At 46.9% G+C, this 25,340-nt stretch carries 21 protein-coding genes; 17 read left to right on the top strand and 4 right to left on the bottom strand.

The genetic code is table 11. The features are described 5' to 3' along the window. Window positions 1-9: 9 nt before the first annotated feature. From H0Z23_RS03970 to folD, 16 genes are all read left to right on the top strand, one after another. Window positions 10-1,206: a YgeY family selenium metabolism-linked hydrolase gene (locus tag H0Z23_RS03970; protein WP_296867675.1), complete on the top strand. Its 1,197-nt coding sequence runs from the start codon at window positions 10-12 to the stop codon at window positions 1,204-1,206. Window positions 1,207-1,247: 41 nt separating this feature from the next. Beyond that, entirely contained in the window at window positions 1,248-2,450 is a 1,203-nt protein-coding gene (locus tag H0Z23_RS03965) for a YgeY family selenium metabolism-linked hydrolase (RefSeq protein ID WP_296867674.1), read from the top strand. 1 nt (window position 2,451) lies between these two features. Further along, entirely contained in the window at window positions 2,452-3,699 is a 1,248-nt protein-coding gene (locus tag H0Z23_RS03960; RefSeq protein WP_296867673.1) for a threonine synthase, read from the top strand. A gap of 13 nt (window positions 3,700-3,712) precedes the next feature. Further along, window positions 3,713-4,975, top strand: a complete 1,263-nt coding sequence (glyA, locus tag H0Z23_RS03955; protein WP_296867672.1) for a serine hydroxymethyltransferase — start codon at window positions 3,713-3,715, stop codon at window positions 4,973-4,975. A 12-nt stretch (window positions 4,976-4,987) separates the two neighbouring features. Then, window positions 4,988-6,487, top strand: a complete 1,500-nt coding sequence (locus H0Z23_RS03950; RefSeq protein ID WP_296867671.1) for a pyridoxal-phosphate dependent enzyme — start codon at window positions 4,988-4,990, stop codon at window positions 6,485-6,487. Window positions 6,488-6,569: 82 nt separating this feature from the next. Further along, a complete protein-coding gene (locus H0Z23_RS03945; protein ID WP_296867670.1) occupies window positions 6,570-7,607 on the top strand; it encodes a DctP family TRAP transporter solute-binding subunit in 1,038 nt (345 codons plus the stop codon). A 34-nt stretch (window positions 7,608-7,641) separates the two neighbouring features. Next, complete coding sequence (locus tag H0Z23_RS03940; protein WP_296867669.1) at window positions 7,642-8,241, top strand: TRAP transporter small permease; 600 nt, start codon at window positions 7,642-7,644, stop codon at window positions 8,239-8,241. Further along, window positions 8,238-9,530, top strand: a complete 1,293-nt coding sequence (locus H0Z23_RS03935) for a TRAP transporter large permease (RefSeq protein ID WP_296867668.1) — start codon at window positions 8,238-8,240, stop codon at window positions 9,528-9,530. Before H0Z23_RS03940 ends, H0Z23_RS03935 begins: the two co-directional genes overlap by 4 nt. A gap of 49 nt (window positions 9,531-9,579) precedes the next feature. Continuing rightward, the gene (locus H0Z23_RS03930; protein WP_296867667.1) at window positions 9,580-10,779 is read left to right on the top strand and encodes a YgeY family selenium metabolism-linked hydrolase; all 1,200 of its coding nucleotides are present in this window, start codon (window positions 9,580-9,582) and stop codon (window positions 10,777-10,779) included. Between the two features lie 29 nt (window positions 10,780-10,808). Further along, window positions 10,809-11,795 (top strand): ornithine carbamoyltransferase, encoded by a 987-nt coding sequence (locus tag H0Z23_RS03925; protein ID WP_296867666.1) that lies wholly within the window; start codon window positions 10,809-10,811, stop codon window positions 11,793-11,795. Between the two features lie 27 nt (window positions 11,796-11,822). Further along, window positions 11,823-12,818: a BMP family protein gene (locus tag H0Z23_RS03920; protein ID WP_296867665.1), complete on the top strand. Its 996-nt coding sequence runs from the start codon at window positions 11,823-11,825 to the stop codon at window positions 12,816-12,818. A 66-nt stretch (window positions 12,819-12,884) separates the two neighbouring features. Continuing rightward, on the top strand, window positions 12,885-14,429 hold the full coding sequence (locus H0Z23_RS03915; protein WP_296867664.1) for an ABC transporter ATP-binding protein: 1,545 nt from the start codon (window positions 12,885-12,887) through the stop codon (window positions 14,427-14,429). Continuing rightward, on the top strand, window positions 14,416-15,495 hold the full coding sequence (locus H0Z23_RS03910) for an ABC transporter permease (RefSeq protein WP_296867663.1): 1,080 nt from the start codon (window positions 14,416-14,418) through the stop codon (window positions 15,493-15,495). The genes H0Z23_RS03915 and H0Z23_RS03910 overlap by 14 nt, the downstream gene beginning before the upstream one ends. Further along, window positions 15,492-16,412, top strand: a complete 921-nt coding sequence (locus tag H0Z23_RS03905) for an ABC transporter permease (RefSeq protein WP_296867662.1) — start codon at window positions 15,492-15,494, stop codon at window positions 16,410-16,412. Before H0Z23_RS03910 ends, H0Z23_RS03905 begins: the two co-directional genes overlap by 4 nt. Before the next feature lies 1 nt (window position 16,413). Further along, window positions 16,414-17,769 carry a dihydropyrimidinase gene (hydA, locus tag H0Z23_RS03900; protein WP_296867661.1) on the top strand — a complete coding sequence of 452 codons (1,356 nt, stop codon included), beginning with the start codon at window positions 16,414-16,416 and terminating at the stop codon, window positions 17,767-17,769. A gap of 20 nt (window positions 17,770-17,789) precedes the next feature. Next, the gene (folD, locus tag H0Z23_RS03895; protein ID WP_296867660.1) at window positions 17,790-18,641 is read left to right on the top strand and encodes a bifunctional methylenetetrahydrofolate dehydrogenase/methenyltetrahydrofolate cyclohydrolase FolD; all 852 of its coding nucleotides are present in this window, start codon (window positions 17,790-17,792) and stop codon (window positions 18,639-18,641) included. Here folD and H0Z23_RS03890 read toward each other — a convergent pair. Further along, a complete protein-coding gene (locus H0Z23_RS03890) occupies window positions 18,636-19,085 on the bottom strand; it encodes a MarR family transcriptional regulator (RefSeq protein ID WP_296867659.1) in 450 nt (149 codons plus the stop codon). The two genes, folD and H0Z23_RS03890, sit on opposite strands and share 6 nt — an antisense overlap. Then, the gene (locus tag H0Z23_RS03885) at window positions 19,082-20,449 is read right to left on the bottom strand and encodes an MATE family efflux transporter (protein ID WP_296867658.1); all 1,368 of its coding nucleotides are present in this window, start codon (window positions 20,447-20,449) and stop codon (window positions 19,082-19,084) included. Before H0Z23_RS03885 ends, H0Z23_RS03890 begins: the two co-directional genes overlap by 4 nt. 189 nt (window positions 20,450-20,638) lie before the next feature. On the opposite strand from H0Z23_RS03885, the gene H0Z23_RS03880 reads away from it, so the two are divergent. Beyond that, window positions 20,639-22,348, top strand: a complete 1,710-nt coding sequence (locus H0Z23_RS03880) for a thiamine pyrophosphate-binding protein (protein WP_296867657.1) — start codon at window positions 20,639-20,641, stop codon at window positions 22,346-22,348. Window positions 22,349-22,385: 37 nt separating this feature from the next. On the opposite strand, the gene H0Z23_RS03875 is transcribed toward H0Z23_RS03880, so the two are convergent. Together H0Z23_RS03875 and H0Z23_RS03870 are read right to left on the bottom strand one after the other, a co-directional pair. Then, window positions 22,386-24,254, bottom strand: coding sequence for a TRAP transporter permease (locus H0Z23_RS03875; protein ID WP_296867656.1), 1,869 nt, complete (start codon window positions 24,252-24,254; stop codon window positions 22,386-22,388). 79 nt (window positions 24,255-24,333) lie between these two features. After that, a complete protein-coding gene (locus H0Z23_RS03870; protein ID WP_296867655.1) occupies window positions 24,334-25,308 on the bottom strand; it encodes a TAXI family TRAP transporter solute-binding subunit in 975 nt (324 codons plus the stop codon). Between the last annotated feature and the right edge of the window lie 32 nt (window positions 25,309-25,340).

Genomic DNA, 25,340 nt, shown 5'->3' with positions numbered 1-25,340 from the left:
GAACTGACCATGTTAACCTCAGGCCGAAAAGAAGAGCTGGTAAAGCTTTGTAGTAATTTGGTTCGCATCCCGAGCCTCTCAGGGCGGGAGCGCCTTCTTGCGGCCTTCGTTAGAGACACCATGCTCTCCTTGGGTTTCGATGACGTCCAGATAGATTATTACGGCAGTGTAATAGGCACTATGGATTTTGGCAAGGGGCCATGTCTTCTTTTCGAGGCCCAGTTAGACCATGTTGATGTAGGTAACCCCTTTCAGTGGCACCACTATCCATTCGGAGGATTCATAGAAGACGGAAAGATTTATGGGCGGGGAGCCACAGACCAGAAAGGTGCTTTGGCAGCCATGATATGTGCTGCTTCTTTTCTGAAGGAAGATCTTTTTAAAGAGCTGTGTGGAAGGCTAGTTGTCTCTGCTACAGTTTGCCAGGAGAAATTTGAGGGAGTTTCTTCCATGCTGGTGGCAGAAAAATACCAGCCTGACTTTGTAGTGACTGGTGAGGCTTCAGATCTTGCTATAGAAAGAGGGCAGCGAGGCAGGGCGGAAATAGTCATGGAAGTTACGGGAAAACAAGCCCACTCAGCTCGCCCAGGCTACGGTGTCAACGCTGCGGCGCTCATGGCGCGGCTTGTCAATTTCATTACGGATACTTTCAAACCCGCCAGGGACTCCTTCCTTGGAGAAGGGATACTTGAACTTACGAGTTTGATTTCCTATCCCGAAAACGCAACAGGCATTATCCCTGATTCCTGTAGGGCCACTTTCGATAGACGGCTTCTGCCGGGGGAAACCCGTGCGGATGTTCTTTCGCAGATAGAGAACCTTCTGGATGAGGCTTCGAAGAGGATTCCCTTTTTGAACGCTAGGGCTTGGATCTCTTCTTCAGAATATCAGTGTTATACCGGGGCTACTATATCTGGCGAGCATTTCGCGCCTGCTTGGCTTTTGCCAGAAGACCACCCCTTTGTAAGAAGCTGCCTGGAGGGCTTGGCAAGGTTGAATCTGAAGCCCCGTTTGGCTGATGGGGCGGGGTTTGGAACCAATGGCTGCTATTACGGTGGTGTTGCAGGCATTCCCACGGTGGCATTTGGCCCGTCGAAGGAGAGTTTGGCTCACGTAAGTGATGAATACATAGAAGTAGAGGAGATATGCATGGGTTGCAGCGGGTACTATGGTATTGCTGCACAAGTGCTTTCCTCAAGAAATTAGATTTTTGGGTTGAATAGGAAGATGACGGGGGGTTGTTTAATTTGCTTACAGAGAAGAGAAAGGAAAGGCTAGTTAAGTTTTGTCAGGATTTGATTCGTATCCCAAGCCTTTCGGGGCAGGAGAAAGATGTTGCACAACGCCTTGCCGAAGAGATGAAGGCTCTTGGCTACGACAAGGTGGAGTTCGACAGGTATGGGAACGTGATGGGAACTATTGTGTTGGGCAGAGGTGGAAGGAAGATACTGTTTGAGGGCCACATGGATCATGTGGGCATTTCGGATATCTCGAAGTGGACCGTAGATCCCTTTGGGGCTGAAATAAGAGATGGAAAGATTTATGGAAGAGGCACGACGGATATGAAGGGAAACCTTTCAGCTATGGTTCTGGCCGCGGCCTTCGTGAAGGAAGATCTTTCAGGAGAGCTGGATGGTGAGATAACTGTTGCTGGTTGTGTGCACGAGGAATGCTTCGAGGGTGTGGCGTCAGAAGAAATAGCCAAAATTACTCAACCGGACTGTGTAGTGATAGGTGAACCTTCAGGACTTACCCTGAAACGAGGCCAAAGGGGCAGAGCGGAGGTGGTCTTGGAAACCTATGGGAAAAACGCCCATTCGTCCAATCCCTCTGTTGGCATAAACGCCATAAAGAAGATGAATAGAGCCCTTCTTGCCATAGAAGAAGGATTTACACCTAAAAAACATCCTATATTGGGAGAGGGAATTCTGGAGGTTACAGACATCATTTCTCACCCCTACCCGGGAGCCAGCGTTGTGCCTGACCGATGCAGGTGCACTTTCGATAGGAGGCTGCTTGAAGGTGAGGGCAAAGATGAGGTTCTTGGGCAGCTGGAGGAGCTTCTTTCGAAGATCGAAAGGCTGGATCCCCAGTTTAGATACAAGGTAAGTCTGGCTGTAGGGGAGGATAAGTGTTATACAGGCGAGCCCATAATAGCTGAGAGATTTGCCCCTGGCTGGATTTTCCCGGAAGACCACCCCTTCGTAGCTGCAGCACTGCAGGGGCTTCGTTCGGTAGGGCAAGAGCCAGAGATTTCCCACTACTATTTCTGCACCAATGGGAGTTATTACGCCGGAAAGGCAGGCCTACCTACCGTTGGGTTCGGAGGGTCTTTGGAGAGGCTTGCCCACGTGGATGACGAGTACATAGAGATAGATCATCTACAAAAAGCCTGCGAAGGATATTTTGGCATAACTCGCGGGGCTTTTCTCGCAAAAGAGGTGAAATAAAGTGGCAAAACCCCAATTACTTAAATGTGCCATTTGTGGAAAGGAGTATAAGCCTGAAGAAAACCTATACACATGTCCTGACTGTGGTTTGGATGGAACCTTTCACGTTCTATACGATTACGAAAAGGCAGCAAAGGAGATGACAAAAGAAAGCCTAAGAAAAAACGGCGATTTCTCCCTTTGGAGATACAAGGCAGTTTTGCCCATCGAAAAAGAGGAGAGTATTCCCCATCTTGCAGTGGGTTGGACTCCTCTTTACCGATCTAAGAAGCTTGCTGAGTCCTATGGCGTAAAGGAAGTTTACGTGAAAGATGATGGCCGAAATCCCACAGGGTCGCTGAAAGATCGGGCTAGTGCCGTCGGTGTGGCCAAGGCAATGGATTATGGCAGAAAAGCCATTGCATGTGCTTCCACGGGTAACGCAGCAAGCTCCCTTTCTGGTTTTGCAGCAGTTTCAGGCCTTAAGAGCATAATCTTTGTTCCCGAAAGCGCTCCAGTGGCAAAAATCACTCAACTTCTGGTGTACGGCGCACATGTAGTGTTGGTGAAGGGCACCTATGAAAAAGCTTTTGATTTGGCAACTGCGGCAATTGAGCGCTGGGGCTGGTATAATCGTAATTGCGCGATAAACCCTTACTTAGTTGAAGGGAAAAAGACTTGTGCTATTGAGATAGCCGAACAGTTGGATTGGAATGTGCCGGATTTCGTCTTTGTATCCGTCGGAGATGGCTGCATCATAAGCGGTTTGTACAAGGGGTTTTCCGATTTGGTGAAGTTAGGGCTGACCGATCGGGTACCTCATATAGTGGGAGTTCAGGCAGAAGGGGCAAGCCCGATATACAAGGCTTTTAGAGAGGGCTCCTCAAGGGTGAAGTTTAGCCCGGCATCTACCGTGGCGGACAGCATTTCCGTTGGGGCTCCCAGAAATTGGGCTAAGGCCCTTAATGCAGTAAGGCAGAGCAATGGAGAAATGATGACAGTGAAAGACGAAGAGATCCTTTCGGCCATACCTGAGTTGGCCAGAGCCACAGGAGTTTTTGGGGAACCTGCGGGTGTTACGGCCTTTGCTGGTTTTCGGAAAGCCGCACGGGAAGGAAAGTTGCCTCAAGATGCTAGGATTGCCCTTATTGTAACCGGCAATGGCCTTAAGGATATAGAAGGAGCTCGTAAGGCGGTAGGACAACCCATAGTTACTGAGGCTCGCCTTGAATCTTTGGAGCAAGCCTTGAGGGAGAGAAACGTAATATAAGGGAGTGATGGAAATGTTTGTGGGGTCTTTTGAGTATTTGAGGAAGATTGATCCGGCAATAGCCTCTGTAATAGAGGCTGAACTGAGGAGGGAAAGAGAGGGCATAGAGCTGATAGCTTCCGAAAACGTAGTTTCCCCGGCTGTTTTGGCTGCAATGGGCTCTGTTTTGACCAACAAGTACGCAGAAGGTTATCCAGCAAAGAGGTATTACGGAGGATGTGAGTTTGTGGACCAGGCAGAAGAGCTTGCCCGTGAAAGGGCTAAAGAGCTTTTCGGGTGTGACCACGTTAACGTTCAGCCTCATTCAGGCTCTCAAGCGAACATGGCCGTTTATTTTTCGGTATTGAAACCAAAAGACACGATTTTAGCCATGAATCTTTCACATGGAGGCCATCTTACTCACGGCAGTCCCGTCAATTTTTCCGGCCAGCTTTACAACGTTATCCCTTACGGTGTCTCCAGGGAGACTGAGACTATCGATTTTGATGAAGTGGAGCGTTTAGCTTTAGAGCATAAGCCCAGGATGATAGTATGCGGAGCGAGCGCCTATCCCAGGGAGATAGATGCAGAAAAGTTCCGCCAGATAGCTGACAAAGTAGGGGCTTACCTCATGTTTGACATAGCTCACATTGCAGGGTTAGTAGCTGCTGACCTTCACAAGGACCCAATACCTTGGTGCGACTTTGTGACGACCACGACACACAAGACGTTGCGAGGCCCAAGAGGCGGAATGGTCATGTGCAAGGAAGAGTATGCCAAAGCCATAGACAAGACCATATTCCCTGGCATGCAGGGAGGTCCTCTGATGCACATCATAGCTGCCAAGGCAGTGGCTTTTCAGGAAGCGCTGCAGCCGGAGTTTAAGGAGTACCAGAAAAAAATAGTAGAGAACGCCAAAGCTTTTGCCGATGCGCTTTCAAAGAAAGGTTTCAGGTTGGTTTCAGGAGGCACGGACAATCATCTGATGCTTTTGGACTTGACTGATCGAGACATTACCGGGAAGGACTTTGAAAAAGCTTTGGACAAAGCAGGGATTACTGTTAACAAAAACACCATACCCTTTGAGACTCGCAGCCCCTTCGTGACCAGTGGCATAAGGGTAGGCACCCCAGCGGTGACAAGCCGAGGGTTTGGCCCCAGTGAGATGGCCGTTTTGGCTGATCTTATGGACAGGGTGGCCTCTGCTCCCGACGATGAGGTGAACTTAAAGAAAGTGAAAGAGGAAGTTTTGGAGCTGTGCAGGGCCTTCCCGCTTTACGGTGGATGGGAACTGTAAAGCTTTGCAAATATGAATTCTTTGGAAGGAGTGGGCAAGTTGATTGATCTGACTATTAATGAGGAGCAGCTGCGCCGTACGGTAGAGAGGGCAAGGGAGAAAGGCATAGTCATACCAACGTTCGAACAGATGAAAGACCCTGACAAGATTCCTGAAAAAATAAAGGAAAGGCTGAAAGAAGTGGGCCTTTGGGATGTTAACCCTCTTAACCTTTTCAGGATAACCTGGAAGAACGAACCTAAGAGCAAAGGCGGGCTGTACGATGGAGTAAACTTCATGGAACTTCCCTCGGAGCTCACAGGTGTTAAGGCTAGAATAATAGCTTTGGTGGGTAAATGGTTCCCCACGGGAGCCCACAAGGTGGGAGCTACCTTCGGCTGCTTGGTCCCTCGCCTTGTGACAGGCCAGTTTGACCCTACGACACAGAAAGCCGTTTGGCCGTCCACAGGGAACTACTGTAGAGGGGGGGCATACAATGCCCAGCTTTTAGGGTGTGAGTCTATAGCTATACTGCCTGAAGGCATGAGCAAAGAGCGTTTTGAGTGGTTAAAAAGCGTCGCAGGAGAAGTAATAGCTACCCCTGGCAGCGAAAGCAACGTCAAAGAGATATTTGATAAAAGCTGGGAACTCCGCCGTACCAGGGATAATGTGGTTGTCTTCAACCAGTTTGAGGAAATGGGCAATCACCTGTGGCACTACGAAGTTACGGGGCATGCCATGGAGGAAGTAGTTGAACAGATTTCCGGCCCGAAAGATAAACTTTTCGGCTTGGCTTTGACGTCTGGTTCTGCAGGAACTTTAGGCTGCGGAGATTATATGAAGGACGTTTATCCTGCAAGCAAGCTCGCAGTTGGTGAAGCCCTGCAGTGCCCTACCCTTTTGATGAACGGCTTTGGGGCCCACCGCATAGAAGGCATAGGAGACAAACACGTTCCGTGGATCCATAACGTCAAAAATACCGATATGGTGATAGCAGTAGACGATGCTGACAGCATGGCGATGATTAGGCTTTTCAACGAGCCAATAGGCAAGGAATTCCTCAAAGAGCAAGGCGTGCCTGAAGATGTAGTTGATAATCTCCATTTGATGGGCATATCCAGTGCTGCCAACGTAATTATGGCTATAAAGATGGCAAAATACTATGAACTGACTGAGAAGGACATAATTTTGACGGTCTTCACAGACAGCATGGAGCTTTATGGCTCCCGAATCAAGGAACTTGAGGAGGAGTTTGGCCCATATACTAAGGTGCAGGCAGCTGTGGATTTTGAAAAACACATTATGGGGCTTTCCGTGGACTGGATGAAAGAGCTTACATATTATGACAAGAAGACCATCCACAACCTCAAATACTACACATGGATAGAACAGCAAGGCAAGGATCTGGATGAGCTTAATGCCCAGTGGTACGACGCGGAAAACTATTGGGGTAGCATACACAGCATGGCGCCGCTTATCGACGAGAAGATAAAGGCTTTCAACGAGATGACAGGATTGCTGGATGAACTTTAAAGGCTCATTGGCAGGGGAGGTGGAAGGGTAGCTGTAAAGGGGAGCAAAGAAAAATTAGAGTATGAAATAAGGAGGGAAAAGCATGAGGAAGCTTGTGGTAGCCTTGTTGGTGGTAGCTATAGTAATGGTAGGTGCTAGTGGAGCTTTTGCGGCCAAGACTATCAAGTTGTCCCACTTGAATCCCCAGCAGCCTTTCGAAGTGGCGACGGCTGCGATGGCTGCAGTTTTCAAGAGCATGGTTGAGGCCCAGAGCAATGGTGAGTTAAAGGTTGAAATTTACCCTGCAGGACAGCTTGGCAACGAAAGGGAAACCATGGAGCAGGTAAAGGTGGGAGTTGTACAGAGTTATATAGCTTCCGCAGGTGGAATGGCTGCCTTCTATCCCCTGTACAGTGTCTTGGATATTCCATTTGCCATTCCCGATTACAACGTGGCGTGGAAGTTGTTTGATGGGCCATTTGGCCAATATCTGGCTTCGGATATAGAGAAAAAAGCGGGATTCAAGGTGTTGGGTTTTGGGGAAGCAGGAGGGTTCTTTCAGTTGACTAACAGCAAACGCCCTATAAAGACGGTTGAAGATATGAAGGGGCTCAAGATGAGAACCATGACCTTGCCTTCTCATCAGAATTTGATGAAAGCATATGGAGCAGCTGCCACTCCGGTAGCATGGGCGGAAGTTTATACGGCCCTTCAGACAGGAGTTGTAGATGGGCAACACAACCCTATACCCATTATCCTCACTGGAAAGCTATATGAAGTTCAGAAATATTTGACTTTGACCAATCACCTTTACAGCACTTACTGCTGGGTTATGAACAAAAATTTCTACAATGGCCTGACAGATGAAGAAAAGGCCATTGTGGACGGTGCCGCTATGACTGCTATCGTCGCTGGAAGAGGCTTGAACCGGATCATTGAGGCTTCCGATAAGGGACTGCCAGCCCTTCAGGCTGCAGGAATGGAAATTTACACACCTACACCTGAGGCTCTTGAACAGTTTAGAGAAATTGGGAAAAAAGCTGCTATGGAATTCATCAAGAGCACATACGGGGACGAAGGGATAGAACTGGCTAACAAATATCTAGATTCCATTAATGAGATAGTTAAGGAGGAAAAGTAGGGCTTAAGCCCTACTTTTCCCTGAAAGGAAAGCCATGGCTAAAAAAGAGGATATGTTTCTTTTCAGGTTAGTTGAGAGAACGGGAAATACCCTGGAAAAGATCATAGAAGTCCCTCTTTTGATCCTCTCGGTCATCATGACTTTTACCGTTCTTTTGGGTGTATTGTTTAGATATGTTTTTGTTTCCCCTTTAAGCTGGACGGAGGAATTTTCCAGGTACATGATGATATGGATGGCCCTTCTTGCCGTGGCTCCATGTATCTGGAGACACGAGCATGTTGGGGTGACCATGTTCGTCAAGAAGTTGCCGCGCTTCATAGCAAAGGGAGTAATCTTCGTTTCCAATGGGTTTATACTGTTTTTCCTTTATATTCTTACCGTTTATGGATTCAAGATGGCAGAAGGAGGCAAAGAACAGATTTCCACAGCTTTGAACACTACGATGTATTGGTGGCTCATGGCTGTTCCAGTTAGTGCCCTGCTTTGCATTGTGATGCTTGTCTGCAAGATGATTCTGGATATAAGGCGCAAGGATCTGGATGAGATCCTTATGGCGGAGGATATTATTGCCGCGGTGAAGCGAGAGGAAAACCTTGAGTTTGATGAGCCTAAGTTAGGGGGGCGTGGGCAATGACTGGATTCATAACTGCTGTATTCGTGATATTTCTCGCTGTAGGTATGCCCATCGGTTTCGTTTTGGGAGTAACGGGACTTTTGGCTATGATTAAGATGCATATACCTTCCATACTCCAGCTGGTTCCACAGAGATACTTTGCTGGCGTAGACATGTTTACGTTAATGGCTATGCCCTTTTTCATCCTTGCAGGGGACATAATGAACAAGACAGGCATAACTCAGAAGCTTGTCAAGTTCAGTAATGTGCTAGTAGGGCACCTTCAAGGGGGGCTTGCCCATGCCAACATTGTAGCTTCAGTTTTTTTTGCTGGGCTTACAGGGGCGGCCGTTAGTGATACTGCAGCCATAGGCTCAATGTTGATTCCCGCCATGGTGGAGGAAGGTTACGACAAGGACTTTTCGGCGGCAGTTACTGCATCTTCTTCCATAATAGGGCCTACCATACCCCCATCTAACATCATGGTTATTTATGGGGCTTTCATGCAGGTCTCCATAGCTGGCCTGTTTCTGGCTGGCATCCTTCCAGGTATTTTGGTCGCTGTTGCCTTGATGATCCTTACGGCAAGAATTTCTAAGAAAAGAGGATATCCTGTTGGAAAGAGACGGGCAACGCTAAAGGAGATAGCGATAGCTTTCAAGGAGGCCTTCGTGGCTTTGCTCATGCCTATAATCATTCTTGGAGGAATCCTAAGCGGTGTGTTTACCCCAACGGAAGCGGCAGCTGTTGCCGTTGCATATGCTTTGTTTGTAGGATTTGTTATATATCGCAGCATTACATTGAAAGACCTAGTGCCTATTTTCATAAAGATGGCCCGCACGACAGGAATAGTGTTTTTGGTTATAGCTGCAGCCTCCATCTTGGGATGGGTGCTCACAATGGAACAGATACCGGAGAAGGTTGCCACCCTAATGTTAGGAATAAGCACCAATAAGTGGGTGGTTATGGGAATGATCTTGGTCCTTTTGCTTTTTGTGGGTATGTTCATGGATATAGCTGCAGCGTTGATAATTTTGGGCCCTATTCTTCACCCCTTGGCGGTAAAGATGGGATTTAACCCTCTTCATTTTGGCATAATAATGGTCCTTTCCCTCAACATAGCATTGATGACTCCTCCGGTGGGGGCCTGCCTGTTCGTCGCCTGTGGAATAAGTAGGTTGACCATAGAACAGCTCAGCAAAGAGATAGCACCTTTCATCCTCGTGGTAGTGACTGTTCTCATATTGATAACCGTATTCCCTGGCATACCTCTTTTCCTGCCCAGGCTTATGGGTTATGCACCTTGGTAGGGAAAGGTTGAAGATGTTGCTTAGATTAAAGAAAGGAGCATGATAGGTCGTGGAATTCAAGAATGTGCTTAAAAAGGCGGAGGAATACAGAAGTGATATTTCGAAATTTCTCCGAGACATGGTGGCCATCCCAAGCGAGAGTTGTCAAGAGCGGGACGTTATACTCCGCATAAAAGAAGAGATGGAGAAGGTGGGCTTTGATAAGGTTGAAATCGACCCCATGGGAAACATTTTGGGTTACGTGGGTAAAGGTTCAAGGCTTATAGCTATGGATGCCCATATAGATACTGTAGGAGTGGGGGATCTGAGCCTGTGGGAGGTAGATCCCTACAAAGGTTACGAAGACGACCAAGTGATAGTGGGAAGAGGTACCAGCGACCAAGAGGGAGGCATGGCCTCCATGGTATATGCCGCTCGGATAATCAAGGACCTTGGCCTGGAGGACGATTACACTTTACTTGTGACAGGGACTGTCCAGGAGGAAGACTGTGACGGCCTTTGCTGGCAGTACATTATTCAGGAAGACGGGATAAGGCCAGAGTTTGTAGTTATAACCGAACCTACATCCCTCAATATCTACAGGGGACAAAGAGGCAGGATGGAGATAAAAGTCAAAACTAAGGGGCTCAGCTGCCACGGCTCGGTACCGGAAAGAGGCGACAACGCAATTTACAAGATGGCTCCAATACTTCAAGAATTGAGGGCCCTTCACGAAAACCTTCACGAGGATCCTTTCCTGGGCAAAGGGAGTCTTGCAATATCGGAAATCTTTTTCACATCTCCTTCAAGGTGTGCCGTTGCCGACAGCTGCTGGATATCTATAGACAGAAGGTTGACTTGGGGAGAGACTTGGGAAAAGGCCCTTCAGGAAATACGCAACTTGCCTTCAGTGAAGGAAACAGGCGCAGAGGTTACCATGTACAACTACGATAAGCCTTCCTACACGGGGTTGGTTTACCCTACGGAATGCTATTTCCCCGCATGGGTTCTTGAGGAAGGCCATCCGGCGTGTCAAGCCACAGTTGATGCCTATAAAAACCTTTTTGGCCAGGATCCATTCGTTGACAAATGGGGATTTTCTACCAACGGCGTATCCATAATGGGAAGGTTTGGCATTCCATGTATAGGGTTCGGTCCCGGACATGAGGACCAGGCTCACGCTCCTAACGAGAGAACATGGAAGGATGAACTAGTAAAAGCAGCTGCAATGTATGCAGTCATCCCTTCCATATATGTTCAGAACTATTAAAAACGCACAATAGTAGGAGGGAAAAGAAAATGCAGACAATTTTCAGGGGAAAACATTTTATTACTCTAACAGAATGGACCAAGGAGGAGATTGAGACCCTTTTGGAGTGCTCGTATGAATTGAAGAGAGCCTTTGCCATGGATAAGCCAACCATATATCTGCCCCACAAGACGGTGTTCTTGATGTTCTTCGAGCAGTCTACCAGGACAAGAAATTCCATGGAGGCTGGTATTACCCAGCTTGGAGGGCACGCTCACTTTTTGGACACCAGCAACATGCAGATAGCTCACGGTGAGGTGGCGAAGGATACGGCTATCATTCTCTCCCGCATGGGGCATGCCATAGCTTGCAGAAACTGCTTCTGGAAGGTAGGCAATGCTTATCTTAGGGAAATGGCCAAATACGCGACGGTTCCTGTAATAAGCATGCAAGATGATTTATACCATCCTCTTCAAGCCATTGCGGATTTGATGACAATTCAGGAAAAGAGGGGGAAAGACCTTCGTAACCTAAAGGTCTCAATAATTTGGGCTTATGCTACTACCCACAAGAAGCCCATATCCGTTCCAGTGAGCCAGGTGCTTTTGTTCCCTCGCTGGGGCATAGATGTGACATTGGCCTATCCAGAAGGTTACGACCTTCCTGACTGGGTAATTGAAAAGGCTAAAAGATATGCGGAGGAAAACGGCGGATCCCTTAAGATCACCCATGATCAGGAAGAAGCATACAAGGATGCCGATGTAGTGTTCCCCAAAAACTGGGGCAACTGGGTCACTAACGAGGATACGGCTGTCATAGATTCTCTGCTTGAAGCTAACAAACACTGGAAGTGCACGGAGAAGATGATGAGCCTCACGGCCAAGGATTCTCTTTATATGCATGCCCTCCCAGCGGACAGGGTGAACGAGGTGGAGGATTCGGTAATAGATGGGCCCCACTCGGTCATTTACGATGAGGCCGAAAATAGGTTGCACACCGCCAAGGCGGTAATGGCCCTTACTATGGGTGGGAGATAGTAAATATAAATAGGGGAGGTATAGGATATGAGGCTAGGAAAGAAGCTGTTTAGCGTAGTATTGGTTTTGTGCCTTGTAATGGTTTTTGGCGGGGCTGCCATGGCAAAGAGCCCAGGAGATTACAAGATGGTGCTTATCTTGCCTGGACCTATAAATGATCAAAGCTGGAATGCCACAAACTATGCAGGGCTGCTGGCAGCCAACAAAGAGCTAGGCACCAACATTGAATATGTAGAAAATGTGCAGGCAAGCGATTATGAGTCTACTTTTAGAAATTATGCTGATAGGGGTTACGACCTCATTATGGCAGCGGGAACCCAGTTCGATGAGCCGGCACAGAGAGTAGCGCCAAACTATCCAAAAACGACTTTCATGGTCATAAACGGAGTTGTGGCGAAAGAGCCTAACGTTTGCCCCATTCTACCCAAGGAGTATGAAGGAAGTTTTCTTGCCGGAATTATAGCTGGCAAGACTACGAAGAACGGCAAGATAGGCCTTGTCGGAGGTTTCCCCAACAAGTTGATGATAAGGCTACTTAATACCTATGAGTTTGGCGCAAGAGTAGGGACACCGGAAGTTAAGGCTATGCGTGCCTATGCCAATTCTTGGAGTGATGTGGCTTTGGGTAAACAGATGGCTACGTCCATGATAGAAAAGGGCGCTGACGTACTTTTCTTCTACGCCAACCAGGTTGGCCTTGGAGCCATACAGGCGGCAAAGGAGAAAGGCGCAAAGTTTGTCGGCTTTGCGAGCAACCAGAATGATGTGGCTCCAGGAACGGTTGTGGCTAGCGTTTACTTTGATTTCAAGGCCATGTACGTATGGGCTGTAGATAAGTACTTGAAGGGAGAACTTAAACCCGTAGTCAATGAGGCAGGCATAGCAGAAGGAATAGTAAAGGTCGCTTATACCGACGAAGTTTCTCAGGAAACGAGGGATCTAGTCTCCCAGGCAGAAGATGCTATAGCTAATGGGGAGTTGCTCAAGTTCCTTTCCCAATTCCCGGAGCCATTGAATCAGTAGTTCAACTATGATGGGGAGCTTAGTCTCCCCATCATTCCTAAAAATTTTTCTGAAACGGTGATAATAATGCTCATAGGACATGAAAACACAGCCGTAGAGCTTATAGGTATAACAAAATACTTTCCAGGGACCATAGCGAACTATAAGGTCAATCTTACTGTCAGAAAAGGTGAGGTCCTAGCCCTTCTTGGAGAAAATGGCGCAGGAAAGTCTACATTGATGAAGGTCCTTTATGGCATGTACATGCCAGATGAGGGAGAAATAAGGGTAGATGGCAAAAAAGTAGATATCCGTTCTCCTCAGGACGCTCTAGCTTTAGGAATAGGCATGATTCACCAGCATTTTACCCTTGTGCCAGTACATACCGTCGTGGAAAATGTACTGTTAAGCGCTTTTAACACTCCCAAGGGTAAACTTCCAGTTTCTGAGGCGGCCAAGGAGATAGAAGAAATAGGCAGAAAGTATGGCCTTGAGGTTGATCCCTATGCCTTGGTAAACCAACTTACAGTAGGTATGCAGCAACGCGTGGAAATACTGAAGGCCTTATATGCTGGAGCCAGAATATTGATAATGGACGAGCCCACGGCGGTGTTGACCCCACAAAATGCTCAAAAACTTTTTGAGTTTGTCCAGGATTTTCGCCAGGCGGGAAACTCCGTCGTGTTTATAACTCATAAATTGAATGAAGTAATGGAAATAGCCGACAGGATAGTAGTAATGCGAGGAGGGAAAGTCACAGGCGAACTGCCGAGAGAAGCAGCCTCTGAGAACGAACTTGCCCGGATGATGGTAGGCAAAGATCTGGATGAGATAACTGTCACTAATGTCTCTGAGGGCGATTCTTTTGGCAATATAGTTCTCAGCATAAGAAATTTGAGGGTCAAAAGTGCTAGGGGGCACATGGCAGTCGATGGGTTGAGCCTAGATATACGCGAGGGAGAGATATTTGGCATTGCCGGCGTTAGTGGCAACGGTCAAGAGGAATTAGCAGAAGCTCTTTGTGGCTTGAGGAAGATAGATGGAGGAGAAATTCTTTTAGAAAGCAAAAATATAGTAGGCAAGAAAGTAATGGAAATTATCAAGGAAGGAATAGGTTACATCCCCGCGGATAGGCACAGGGAAGGGTTAGTCTTGGATATGAGCCTAGAAGAAAACCTGATCCTGAGGAAGTTTGAAAGTGAGAGTTTTTCAGCCAGAGGTGTTTTGATCCAGGAAAATATTCGTCGATATGCTGAAAGAGCTATAGACGAATATGCCATAAAAACCCCTTCGTCGAAAGTGAAAGTGAGGGGGCTTTCTGGAGGGAACCAGCAGAAGGTGGTGGTGGCGAGAGAAATGGATATTGCGACAACCGCCCTGGTCGCTGTACAGCCCACAAGGGGCCTTGACCTAGGGGCGATAGATTACGTTCACAGGACTCTTCTAAAAGCCAAGGCCGAAGGAAAGGCCATACTGCTTATTTCCACTGAGCTTTCCGAAATTTTGGCCCTTTCGGACAGAGTAGGAGTAATTTATAGAGGGAAGATAGTGAAGGTATTTAATAGGCAAGAAGCCAAAGTCGATGAGATAGGTCTTGCAATGATGGGAGTGTCCAACGATGAAGCGCAGTAAGAAGATAGCTCTTTCCCTTTTCCCTGTTTACTCCGTGTTCCTGGGGTTGATTTTGAGTGGGCTGTTGATGCTCCTTCTTGATGCTAACCCGCTTTTTGTTTACAAGAAAATGTTAATCTTTGCCTTCAGGGATGCCTACAACATAGCAGATATTTTTGCTAAGGCTACACCTCTGATGCTTACAGGCCTTGCTTTTGGATTTGCCTTTAGAGCTTCGTTATTTAACATAGGAGCTCAAGGCCAATTTTATATGGGCTGCCTTGCTACGGTAACTTGTTCCCTTTTCATGAACAATTTCCCCGCTGTGATTTTGCTCCCCCTTTGTGTATTAGCTAGCGGCGTAGCTGGTGGACTATGGGGCTCTTTGGTGGGATATGCGAAAGCAAAGTTTAACGCCAATGAGTTTCTGATAAGCATGATGTCTACTTATGTTGCGATAGCCATAATGAATTACCTGATAAGAGGGCCATTGATTGAAAGCAAGGGAGAGTACCCACAGACTGATGTGATAGCCCAAAGTGCATGGATACCCCAGATAATTCCACATACCAGGCTTCATTGGGGGTTTGTTCTAGCCGTTGTGATAGCAGCGCTTGCTTACTTCATTTTATGGAAGACAACCCTGGGGTTTAAGATAAGGGCAGTTGGAATGAACAGGGACAGTGCTCGATATGCTGGAATAAACGAAAAAAGAATTTTTGTGGAAGTGTTTTTTATAAGTGGAGCCTTTGCTGGCCTTGCCGGGTTCATGGAGGTTAATGGCATTCAGCACATGCTGGTTCAGGGTTTCAACCCATATCTGGGTGCTGAAGGAATAGGAATAGCCATATTGGGTAACGCTCATCCTTTAGGTATCGTATTTGCTGCCATCCTTTTCGGCGCTTTGAAGGTGGGAGGAAACTTGGTGGTTCAAACCTCTTCCATTCCATCGAGCATCATAGGCATAATGGAAGGGCTGGTAATGATTTCAGTAATTTTCTCTTATTTCCTAAGAGAGCGTATCTTGATTAGGATGGAAAAGAAGATGCTTCAGGCTGAAGATAGAAAGGAGGATCCTCGCGTATGATTGTAGAGGGCATCCTTAAGGGCGCTGTTATGATGAGTACTCCCTTGCTGATTGGAGCCTTGGCGGAAGTTTTCGTCGAGCGAACAGGGGTAATGAACATAGCGATAGAGGGTATTTTCTTAATTGGAGCCTGGGCTGGGTTTGTAGGTGCTTACCTGACTAAAAGTATTGGTGTGGGGCTGGTTTGTTCTGTGGTTGCCGGTCTTGTTACAGGGGCAATTTACGGTTATTTCACCGTTTATTTAAAGCAGCACCAGATAGTCACAGGGACGGCTTTTAACATCTTATCTGTCGGTTTAACCTTATATTTATATAGAGTCTTCTTTGGCGTGCCTCTTTTGCCTTTGACAGTGGAACCTCTTTCTAGCATAAACATACCTTTATTAAGCAAAATTCCTGTTTTGGGCGAGGCTCTTTTCAATCAGAATATCTTGACGTACCTGGCTTTTTTATTTGTTGGGGTTGGCTATTGGGTGTTATATCACACGCGATTAGGTTTGGTTATCCGCTCCACAGGAGCCAACCCAGAGGCTGTAGACGCCGCAGGTATAAACGTAGAGAAAGTTCGTTATTGGGCAGTTCTTTTTTCCAGCGCAATGAACGGGCTGGCCGGGGCGTTTTATTCCCTTGGCTTTTTAGGCCTATTTACTGAGAATATTATAGGGGGGAGAGGCTGGATTGCCTTTGCTATTTGCTTTTTGGGTAATTGGAATCCCCTTGGAGTTTTGGCTGGAGCTTTGGTTTTTGGCCTCGCAGATGCTGTTGCTGTATCTATCCAGACCTCGGCTTTCAAAGCTATCCCCAATGAGTTTATAATTGCTCTTCCGTATATTTTAACTATAGTTGCGACCATAGCGAGAAAACATTTCAATGTTCCGGCTTACCTTGGCACTCCCTATGTGAAGGAGAGAAGATAAAATGTACGACCTGGTAATAAAGGGGGGTACCCTCGTACTGGGAGAAAAAACCTTATTGGCTGATTTGGCTATCGCTGGAAGTAGAATAGCTGCGATCGGTGAGGGGCTTGAGGGCAAGAGAGTCATTGATGCGGAAGATATGCTTGTCTTGCCAGGCGGTATAGATATGCATACTCATATGGCTCTTCCCGTAGGAGGCACCCGTTCGAGTGATGATTTTTATTCTGGAACAGTCGCGGCAGCTTTCGGAGGAATAACTACGATAGCAGATTTTACTGTGGGAAGCCCTGAAACATCTTTAAAGAAGGACCTCACTGATAGGCTGGAGGATGCTAAAGAGAGCGTGCTGGATTATGTTTTGCACTCTGAGATTGTCGGATGGAGGAAGTCTAGGATAGATGAAATAAGGGAAGTTTCCGAAGATGGTGTAAGGACCTTCAAGTTTTTCATGGCCTATGGGGATTCTGGCAGGAGAACAAGCGGAGGGCAAATGCTTGAAGCCTTCAGGGAAATTAGTTCTGTTGGTGGTATAGCTTTAGTACACGCCGAAGACGAGGACATAATATCTTACCTGGAGGAAGGCCTTTCGGAAGATCAGTCGGGAGAGATGAAAAGCCTGGCCTTGACCAGGCCGGATGTTTGTGAAGCCACAGCTGTAGCAAAGGCCGCCATAATAGCGGGGTATACCGAGTGCAGGCTGCATGTAGTTCATTTGAGCTCTGCCATGGGACTGAGAGAAGTTCGGAAGGCCAGAGAATTGGGAATTAAGATAACGACGGAGACATGTCCACAGTACCTTTTGCTCACAGAAGATGCCTATGATCTCCTCGAAGGCCATCTTTTTTCTGCAAGCCCCAGCTTAAAGAAGCCTTTGGATTGCAGCAGCCTTTGGGAAGGCCTTGCAAATGGTTCAATAGATGTCGTGGCTACGGATCACTGCCCTTTCACCAGAGCTCAAAAGGCTTGGAAGGGTTCTTTTAGGGAATTGCCTTATGGCCTTCCAGGTGTAGAGACTTCGAGGGCTTTGCTGTTTTCGGAAGGGGTAAAGAAAGGGAAGATAAAACTTAGCGATTTCGTTCGTGTTACATCGACGGCTCCCGCGAAACTGCTAGGGCTGTATCCCCGAAAGGGCACATTAATGCCTGGAGCTGATGGCGACGTAGTGGTCTTTGACCCCGAAAAAGAGTGGGTGATAAGCGCCGATAGTCTCCATATGAATGTGGACTTTTCGCCTTTTGAAGGTTTAAAAGTTAAAGGCAAAGTAGCTTATACTATTTCTAGAGGAGAGGTAATAATAGAGGAAAGAGAGTTTACAGGGGAAAAAGGTAGAGGGCGTTTTTTGGGGAGAAAGGTTTAATAAAAAAGAGGTGATTTGAAGTGACAGAATGCAAAATTCTGGACGGGAAGAAGGTTGCATCTGAGGCAAGGGAGCGAATTGCGGTCATAGTAAAAGAGATAAAGGAAAGTGGAAAAGTGCCTCCAGGCCTGGCGGTGGTGTTAGTGGGAGACAACCCAGCGTCTAAGGTTTATGTTGGACAAAAAGAAAAAGCCTGCAAAGAGGTGGGTTTTGAATCCTTTTTACATCGTTTGCCTGAGGAGACCACGCAGCAAGAATTGCTGGAGCTCGTGGCTAAATTGAATGAAGACCCTAAAGTTCATGGGATTCTGGTGCAGTTGCCATTGCCGAAACATTTGAACGAGACCGAAGTTATAGAGGCTATTCGCCCTGAAAAGGATGTGGACGGTTTCCACCCGATGAACCTTGGTAAGCTCGTCGCGGGGCTTCCGTGCACAGTTCCTTGTACTCCCAAGGGAATAATGTATCTTTTGGAATATTATGGTATAGAAATAGAAGGTAAAAACGCTGTTGTTGTGGGTCGAAGCAACATAGTTGGAAAGCCCGTAGCCCATCTTTTGTTGCAGAAAAACGCTACGGTAACTATATGTCACAGCAGGACAAAAAACCTTGAAGCTATAACCCAGGAAGCGGACATATTGGTGGTTGCTGCAGGCAAGCCCCATTTCATAACCCAGCACATGGTCAAAAAGGGAGCTGTAGTTGTGGATGTAGGTATTAACAGGCTTGAAAGTGGCCTTGTGGGTGACGTGGATTTTGATGGTGTCCGAATGAAAGCCTCCTGGATAACTCCTGTGCCGGGTGGCGTTGGCCCTATGACAATAGCAATGCTTTTGCAGAACACTCTGGAGATGTATGAGCGGACGTTATGAAGATTTGGTAAGATGTTTTTTTCTTAAGTTTACAGCGTTTTCGGCTAGGCGAACAAGAAAATCTTCTAATATTTCATATTCTTCTTCGGAAAACCCCTTTGTAAGTTCTTCTATGGCCTTGTTTCTTGCTTGTAGGGCGAAGGGCAAGACGGCAAGGCCTTTTTCTGTTGGGAACAAAAGATACTCTCGCAGGTCCTCGGGGTTTTGTCTCTTTGTGATATAACCATTTTTTTCTAACCCTTTAACGGCACGGGCTATGGTGGTTTTATCTTTTAGGAAGCATTCTGCCACCTCCTCTTGCGTGCGGCCTGGGTGAAGGGCTATTTCAATTAACAGGCGTTTTTGCCCATGGCCTATCCCTTCAGCCGGGATGCTGTGGTCCATGAACATTGATAGATTGCGATGGATAATTGACAGCAATTTCCCTATGTTTTTATCTTTCATAGCTTTTCACCTTGAGCTTTAGTGTACTTGTTCTTAAGCAATCTTTCGTAAGGCAGCAAAAAGCCCATGGTCAGCAAAAAAGAGAGGATATCTGATATGGGAAAGGCAAGCCATATGCCTTTAAGCCCTATAAATCGAGGCAAAACGATTAATAGGGGGACAAAAAATAATATGGGCCTTGCAAGATTGATGATTAGGGCTGGTTTCGCTTTTCCAAGAGCCTGGAAGAACACCCCGCCTATTCTGTTGTAGCCCATCAAAAAGAATGCTGAAACCATTATTCTTAGGGCTATAGGGCCTCTTTCAAGCACTTGGGGATCAGATGTAAATAGATGTAGTGCTGCTTTTGGGAAAAGTAGAAGAAGCACTGTAACGGTTCCACATATACTCATGGCAATGATGGTGGAGAGGCGGAGCGCCTTTGTTGCCCTGTCGTATCTTTCTGCTCCATAATTGTATCCCACTATTGGCTGCATGCCTTGGGCTATGCCTATGACAGACATGCCGGAAAACCGTATGATTCTGTTGCTTATTCCGAATATAGCTATGGCTAGGTCTCCTCCATAAAAACCTGCAAGGTTGTTTATGAACCCAAAGACGAAGCTGGAGGAAGCGTGCTGCAATAAAGAGGGAAAGCCTATAACAAAGATTTCTTTGATCATTGCGGTGTCTGGCATCAAGTGGCGCAACCTGGGTTTTACTAAGCTTTTCCCGGAGTAAAAGAAGTGAGTTATCCAGGCTGCGACCAGGATCCTCGATAGCACTGTAGCTATGGCAGCTCCTTTTACGCCCATGCCTAGGACAAATATAAAAATAGGATCGAGAATGATGTTGGCAACAGCTCCTATGAGCATGGAAGCCATGGCTGTCCTTGCTGCTCCTTCTGAACGAATAACGTTGTTCATGGACATGGCAAAGAGAATCAGGGGTGTTCCTAAAAATATTATGCCCATGTAATCCTTTGCGTAGGGAAGTATTGTCTCGGTTGATCCAAAAAGTTTCAGTATTTCTTCTAGAAAGAGCTCACCCATTGTGGCGAAGAGAAGCCCTATAAAGATTATCAAGAAAAGGTTGTTTCCTAAAGTTTTTTCGGCTCTTTCGTAATTTTTGGCACCTAAGCTGCGGGAGATAACGGAAGCAGCTCCTATCCCAAGCATTGCGCCGGTGCCCCCTATAATCATTTGCAAGGGAAAGGAAACAGAAAGGCCAGCTATACCTAAAGCGCCTACGGAATGTCCAATGTATATGGTATCTACAAGGTTGTACAGGCCATTTACAAACATGCCCACCACGGCAGGAAGCGAGAGTTTGACAATTAAGTGTCCGATGGGCTCATTAGCCAAAAGCTTTTCCCGTTTTTGCAACAAAACCCCTCCTATCTGAAACTGAGAAAAATTATAGATCATATTAGTTGTATATGCAACTACTCTGCATCCTTCATGTCCTTGCTTTATAGTGGAAAATAGATGAAGAGCCTATAATTGGATTTAGATAGAAATGCAAAAGTATATGGAGAAATAAAAGGGCTATATGGATTGAGGGGAGGAAGGAGTATGAAAGGTGGAAGAATTATTCTTGAAATGCTTAAAGCATATGGAGTAGAGTGCGTATTTGGTTTACCGGGGGAGACCACATTAGGTTGGTATGCTGAATGGAAAAATTTCCCAGAGATAAAATACATACTTGCCAGGGATGAGCGCAGCGCTTCCTTTATGGCTGAAGCCTACGCTAGGGCTACCAACAGGCCTGGGGTGTTCGAGGTCCCTAGCCCTGGGGTGACCCATTGTGTTCCAGGAGTTGCTGAGGCATTCAAGGGTTCTATGCCGGTGGTCTGTTTTTCTTCCGACATCCCCTATAACTGGGACAAGCGGAACATGCTCACGGGGTCCGACCAGCCGGCCTTATTTAGTGGTATTACTAAAGAGTCCATAACCATCACCAAAGCGGAGGATATCCCCTTTTTGATTCGTAGAGCATTCAGGGTCGCCTTGACTGGTCGTCCGGGCCCTGTGCATATAAGGGTTCCTCAGGACGTTTTTTACCAAGATGTGGAGGTTCGTGACATATACGCGCAGAGGGATTTTACCGTCTTTCCCTCTCATAGGAGCATTGCCGAGCGCGAAGCAATGGAAAGGGCCGTTGATATATTGTCGGAAGCTCAAAACTCACTTATTTGCCTCGGGCAAGGAGCGCTGGTCTCACGCGCATGGAATGAGGCTGTGGATCTTGTGGAGGCTTTGTCTATACCCGTTGGTACAACCATGACTGGTAAAGGAGCTTTCCCTGAAAGTCATCCTCTGTCCATAGGTGTTATAGGATCCAGGGGAGGTACGAGCTTTTCCAATGCTTTCGTGGAGGAAGCAGATGTCATATTCTATGTGGGTTCCAACACAGATTCAGCTACCACTGATGGGTGGAGGCTTCCAGATGTCTCTTCTGTGAAAAAATTTATTCAGCTTGATATCGCTGGAGTTGACGTGGGCAACATGTATAAGTTGGATGTGGTATTGATAGGCGATGCAAAGGCTACTCTTGGAGAGATGGTAAACATTATAAGGGAGAAAAAGAAGGAACCTAAAGCGAGAAGGGAAGATGAGATAGCCAAAAGAAGAGCTTCGTTTCAGAAAGAGTTGGATGCATATGTAGATAGCAGCGAAATCCCGATAAATCCCTTGTTTTTTGTTCGGGAGCTTTCAAAAAAGGTGCCAGAAGAAAGCCACATAATTTGTGATCCCGGAGTTGGGGGAATTTATACAGCTGCCTTTTTTAAACAAAAGGATGCAGGAAGAAGATTGTATTTCAATTACTCCATGGGTTCTTTAGGTTATGCTGTTCCAGGGGCTATAGGTGTGGCTGCTTCTGCTCCAGGAAGGTGTACGTTAGCAATGGTGGGCGATGGAAGTTTAGGGTTTACATGCGGCGAGCTTGAGACCATATCCCGTTTAGGATGGAACATCAAAGTTTTTCTATTCCAAAATGACGCCTTTGGCTGGATAAAAGGAGAAGCTTCTTTAGTGCACGATTTTGAACCCTTTGGGACCGACTTTGCACTGGTGGACTACTCTAAGGTCGCCGAAGGGTTTGGGCTTAGGTCCTATATGGTGAAAGATCCTAAAGATTTGCCCCAAGTGCTGACCCAAGTATTTGCTACTGAGGCTCCTTGTTTCGTTATTATCAAAGTTGCTACGCAAGATAAATTAGTGCCTCCTGTGCCTAAGTGGGTTGCTTCAGCAAAGGGAAAGGGCTTGAGGTGCATATATTAAAAAAATAAAGCCTCCAGAGTTGCTCTGGAGGCTTTTATTATGCTGGCTCTTTCAAAGTTTTTGGGGTTTTTGAAAACAGAAACATGAAAAGTACAGTGGCTGCTACTGCTGGGAGTTTGATGGCTAAGATTGGGGTAAAAGATGCAAGGCCTGACGCTACGAATAAGAACCTTTCGTAGGATTTAAGTGCCCGTGTCATAAATCCTTCCATAGCAAAGCCCAAAGAAAGGGCAGCAGATATACCACCTGCTATGGCAGCAGCATTTTCGATCATGGTGCCGTGCAGGATGAGCCCCTTGTCGTAACAGAAAGCGTAAGGCACTATGAACGCCAAAATTCCGAGCCTCATGGCTTGGAACCCTGTTTTATTTGGGGGAGCACCAGCGATGGAGCTTGCTGCGTATGCTGCAAGGGCCACAGGTGGTGTTATGGCCGAGATTATGGCGAAGTAGAAGACGAAAAGATGGGCACTTAAAGGAGCAAAACCGAGTTTCGTCAGTGCAGGCACTCCTAAAGCTGCAGCGAGGATGTAAGCTCCAGTGGTAGGAAGTCCCATTCCAAGGACCAACGATACTAGCATTATCAATATTAGCGCCAGGAAGGGTATGTCCCTGGCTAGTGAAAATACTAACCCTACGAACTTAAAGCCAAACCCTGTCAGGGAGACCGAACCTACGATAATGCCCGCGGCAGCACAAGCTATTGCCACTACGGTTATATTCAGCGCGCCTGTATAAATGGCATCCAGGATGGATTTTATTCCCATACGGCGTTTAGTGTCAAAAAGGGAAATTCCCCAAGCCATGCCTATGCCTATGACTGCGGCAAGCATAGGAGTGTAACCAGAAAGAAGCATCCATAAAAGCCCCACTATTGGGACCAACTTGTATGAGTTTTTAAGGACATATTTTTTCGAGGGTAACTCTTCAGGCTTTAATCCTTTTATTCCAGTTTTAACAGCTCTCAGGTGAACCATCAAAAACACTGCTCCGTAATACAAAAGAGCAGGTAAAGCAGCGGCAATTATTACTTCTCGGAATTGAATTCCCAAAAGTGAAGCCATAATGAAGGCTCCAGCACCCATGATAGGGGGCATGATCTGTCCTCCAGAGCTTGCGACGGCTTCCACGGCTCCTGCAAAGTAGGCCGGATATCCAAGGCGCTTCATGAGGGGGATGGTAAAAGTGCCCGTTCCGTAGACGTTTGCTACGGCTGAGCCTGAGATGGAGCCAAAAAGGCAAGAGCTGACGACTGCTATCTTTGCCGGCCCTCCAGGGGTAGTGCCGGCGAAGGCCTGGGCGAACTCCATGAAATACTCTCCAATACCACTTTTCTCCAAGAATCCGCCGAAAATGAGAAATATTATTACAAAGGTAGCCGAGACTCCTAACGGGATGGAGAAGATACCTTCTCCAGTCAAGTAAATTTCTTCTACTACTTCGGCTAAGGTAAATTGTAGCCCTTTTAGCACTCCTGGGAGATAAGCTCCGAAATACATATAACCAGCGAAAAACGCTGCAATTATTGCCAGGGGAAGGCCAACTACTCGGCGTGTGGCCTCAAGAAGCATTATGGTTAAAAGCACTCCAAGGATCAGCTGAGCCTGGGTTAACGGGTCCACTTGCACAATTCTTGATACTATCTCATTGTAATAAATTATTCCGTAAATGCCGGGAGCAGTGCTCAGAGCAGCCAAAAGCCAGTCAAGAAGGGTTGGCCTATCCTTGGGTGAATGTTCGGTAGCAGGGTAGAGTAAAAACGCCATGGGTAGTACCCAAGTAAGATGTATGGTTCGCTGCAGGTATGCTTCAAAATTGCCAAATACAGCGGTATACAGGTGAAAGATTCCCATTAAGATGACATATATGTACATGAAAGTCTGAGTTTTGCCTTTTAGTTTGCGCATGTCTCATACACCTCTGAAAAGGCAGGGCAAGGGTGTAAAATTTAATCCCTTGCCCCAGCCAGAGTAGATTTTTTGCTAGTTATTTTACTTCGTTCCAGAACTTTATAGATCCTGGATGGGCTTTTACAGCGTCAGAAACGGCTTCCTGTGGGTTTAGCTCGGCGATGTCCTTGATGGAGGCTGCAAGGTCATTTTTGTGCTCCCACAACGTCTTTGCCATAGAGTAGACCAGATCGTCAGGAAGGTCGCCGCGGACGATTATACAGGTGTAGTCTCCTACTACGGGAACAGGCTTCGTCACGGACTTGTAAATGGCAGGGTCTACTTCAAAAGTTGTAGTCCCCAAAGCTTTTTTCATGGCGTCACGGGCTTTTTCGTCTACAGGTAAAATGACTATGTCAGTCTGGGATTCTATCTTCATGACGATGGAAGCAGCCCTTCCTACTGCAAATGCGAACATGTCTATGTGATTGTCAGCAAGGAGGTTGGCACCGTCACTGTAGGACGCATACTCTACAGATCCGCCCCATGATTTGATATCTTTCCATGATACGCCAAAGCCTTTTTGGAAGATAGACCTGATGACGAACTCAGAAGAAGTGCCAGGTTTTAAAGTAGCCATTCTAATGGGTAGCTTCTTTTCCACTATATCCCCAAGAGTCTTGATGCCATGAGCTTCCGCATAGTCTTTTCTCATGATGAAATAAGTGTACTGCCTGTAAAGGTTGGCGAAAATTTTTGCGTTGCTCATTGGTTTCTTGAAAGGAGCTTCTCCTGCCTGGGCAGCGCCTACCACGGAAGCAACAGAAAGCCCCATATCAGCCTTGCCGCGGTCTACGTTAACTATGTTACTTACACCGCCGCCAGTTCCACTGGTGGTAGGGATTACGCTTTTCGTCCACATGTCGGCGAGGGTTCCACCAAGGGCAAACCAGTTACCGCCTGGAGGTCCAGCTACGAAACGGATCTGCTGTGGCCAGTTGGCAGAGGCAGCGAAAGCCGAACCTGCTAGGACGAAAGCGAAAACTAAAGCTAGGGCAACAACTTTTCTCATACTACCAATCACTCCTTCTTGTAAGTTTTTTA

Origin of the sequence: Thermovirga sp., assembly GCF_017656375.1 — a bacterium.
Taxonomy (GTDB): Bacteria; Synergistota; Synergistia; order Synergistales; family Thermovirgaceae; genus Thermovirga.
This window is presented reverse-complemented; position numbering and strand designations above follow the sequence as displayed.

What these genes read in the sequence shown, in the direction of transcription:
- H0Z23_RS03970 (WP_296867675.1), top strand. Translation starts at nt 10, where the DNA reads ATGTTAACCTCAGGCCGAAAAGAAGAGCTGGTAAAGCTTTGTAGTAAT.
- glyA (WP_296867672.1), top strand. Translation starts at nt 3,713, where the DNA reads ATGTTTGTGGGGTCTTTTGAGTATTTGAGGAAGATTGATCCGGCAATA.
- H0Z23_RS03950 (WP_296867671.1), top strand. Translation starts at nt 4,988, where the DNA reads ATGAATTCTTTGGAAGGAGTGGGCAAGTTGATTGATCTGACTATTAAT.
- H0Z23_RS03945 (WP_296867670.1), top strand. Translation starts at nt 6,570, where the DNA reads ATGAGGAAGCTTGTGGTAGCCTTGTTGGTGGTAGCTATAGTAATGGTA.
- H0Z23_RS03940 (WP_296867669.1), top strand. Translation starts at nt 7,642, where the DNA reads ATGGCTAAAAAAGAGGATATGTTTCTTTTCAGGTTAGTTGAGAGAACG.
- H0Z23_RS03935 (WP_296867668.1), top strand. Translation starts at nt 8,238, where the DNA reads ATGACTGGATTCATAACTGCTGTATTCGTGATATTTCTCGCTGTAGGT.
- H0Z23_RS03925 (WP_296867666.1), top strand. Translation starts at nt 10,809, where the DNA reads ATGCAGACAATTTTCAGGGGAAAACATTTTATTACTCTAACAGAATGG.
- H0Z23_RS03920 (WP_296867665.1), top strand. Translation starts at nt 11,823, where the DNA reads ATGAGGCTAGGAAAGAAGCTGTTTAGCGTAGTATTGGTTTTGTGCCTT.
- H0Z23_RS03915 (WP_296867664.1), top strand. Translation starts at nt 12,885, where the DNA reads ATGCTCATAGGACATGAAAACACAGCCGTAGAGCTTATAGGTATAACA.
- H0Z23_RS03910 (WP_296867663.1), top strand. Translation starts at nt 14,416, where the DNA reads ATGAAGCGCAGTAAGAAGATAGCTCTTTCCCTTTTCCCTGTTTACTCC.
- H0Z23_RS03905 (WP_296867662.1), top strand. Translation starts at nt 15,492, where the DNA reads ATGATTGTAGAGGGCATCCTTAAGGGCGCTGTTATGATGAGTACTCCC.
- hydA (WP_296867661.1), top strand. Translation starts at nt 16,414, where the DNA reads ATGTACGACCTGGTAATAAAGGGGGGTACCCTCGTACTGGGAGAAAAA.
- H0Z23_RS03890 (WP_296867659.1), bottom strand. Translation starts at nt 19,085, where the DNA reads ATGAAAGATAAAAACATAGGGAAATTGCTGTCAATTATCCATCGCAAT.
- H0Z23_RS03880 (WP_296867657.1), top strand. Translation starts at nt 20,639, where the DNA reads ATGAAAGGTGGAAGAATTATTCTTGAAATGCTTAAAGCATATGGAGTA.
- H0Z23_RS03875 (WP_296867656.1), bottom strand. Translation starts at nt 24,254, where the DNA reads ATGCGCAAACTAAAAGGCAAAACTCAGACTTTCATGTACATATATGTC.
- H0Z23_RS03870 (WP_296867655.1), bottom strand. Translation starts at nt 25,308, where the DNA reads ATGAGAAAAGTTGTTGCCCTAGCTTTAGTTTTCGCTTTCGTCCTAGCA.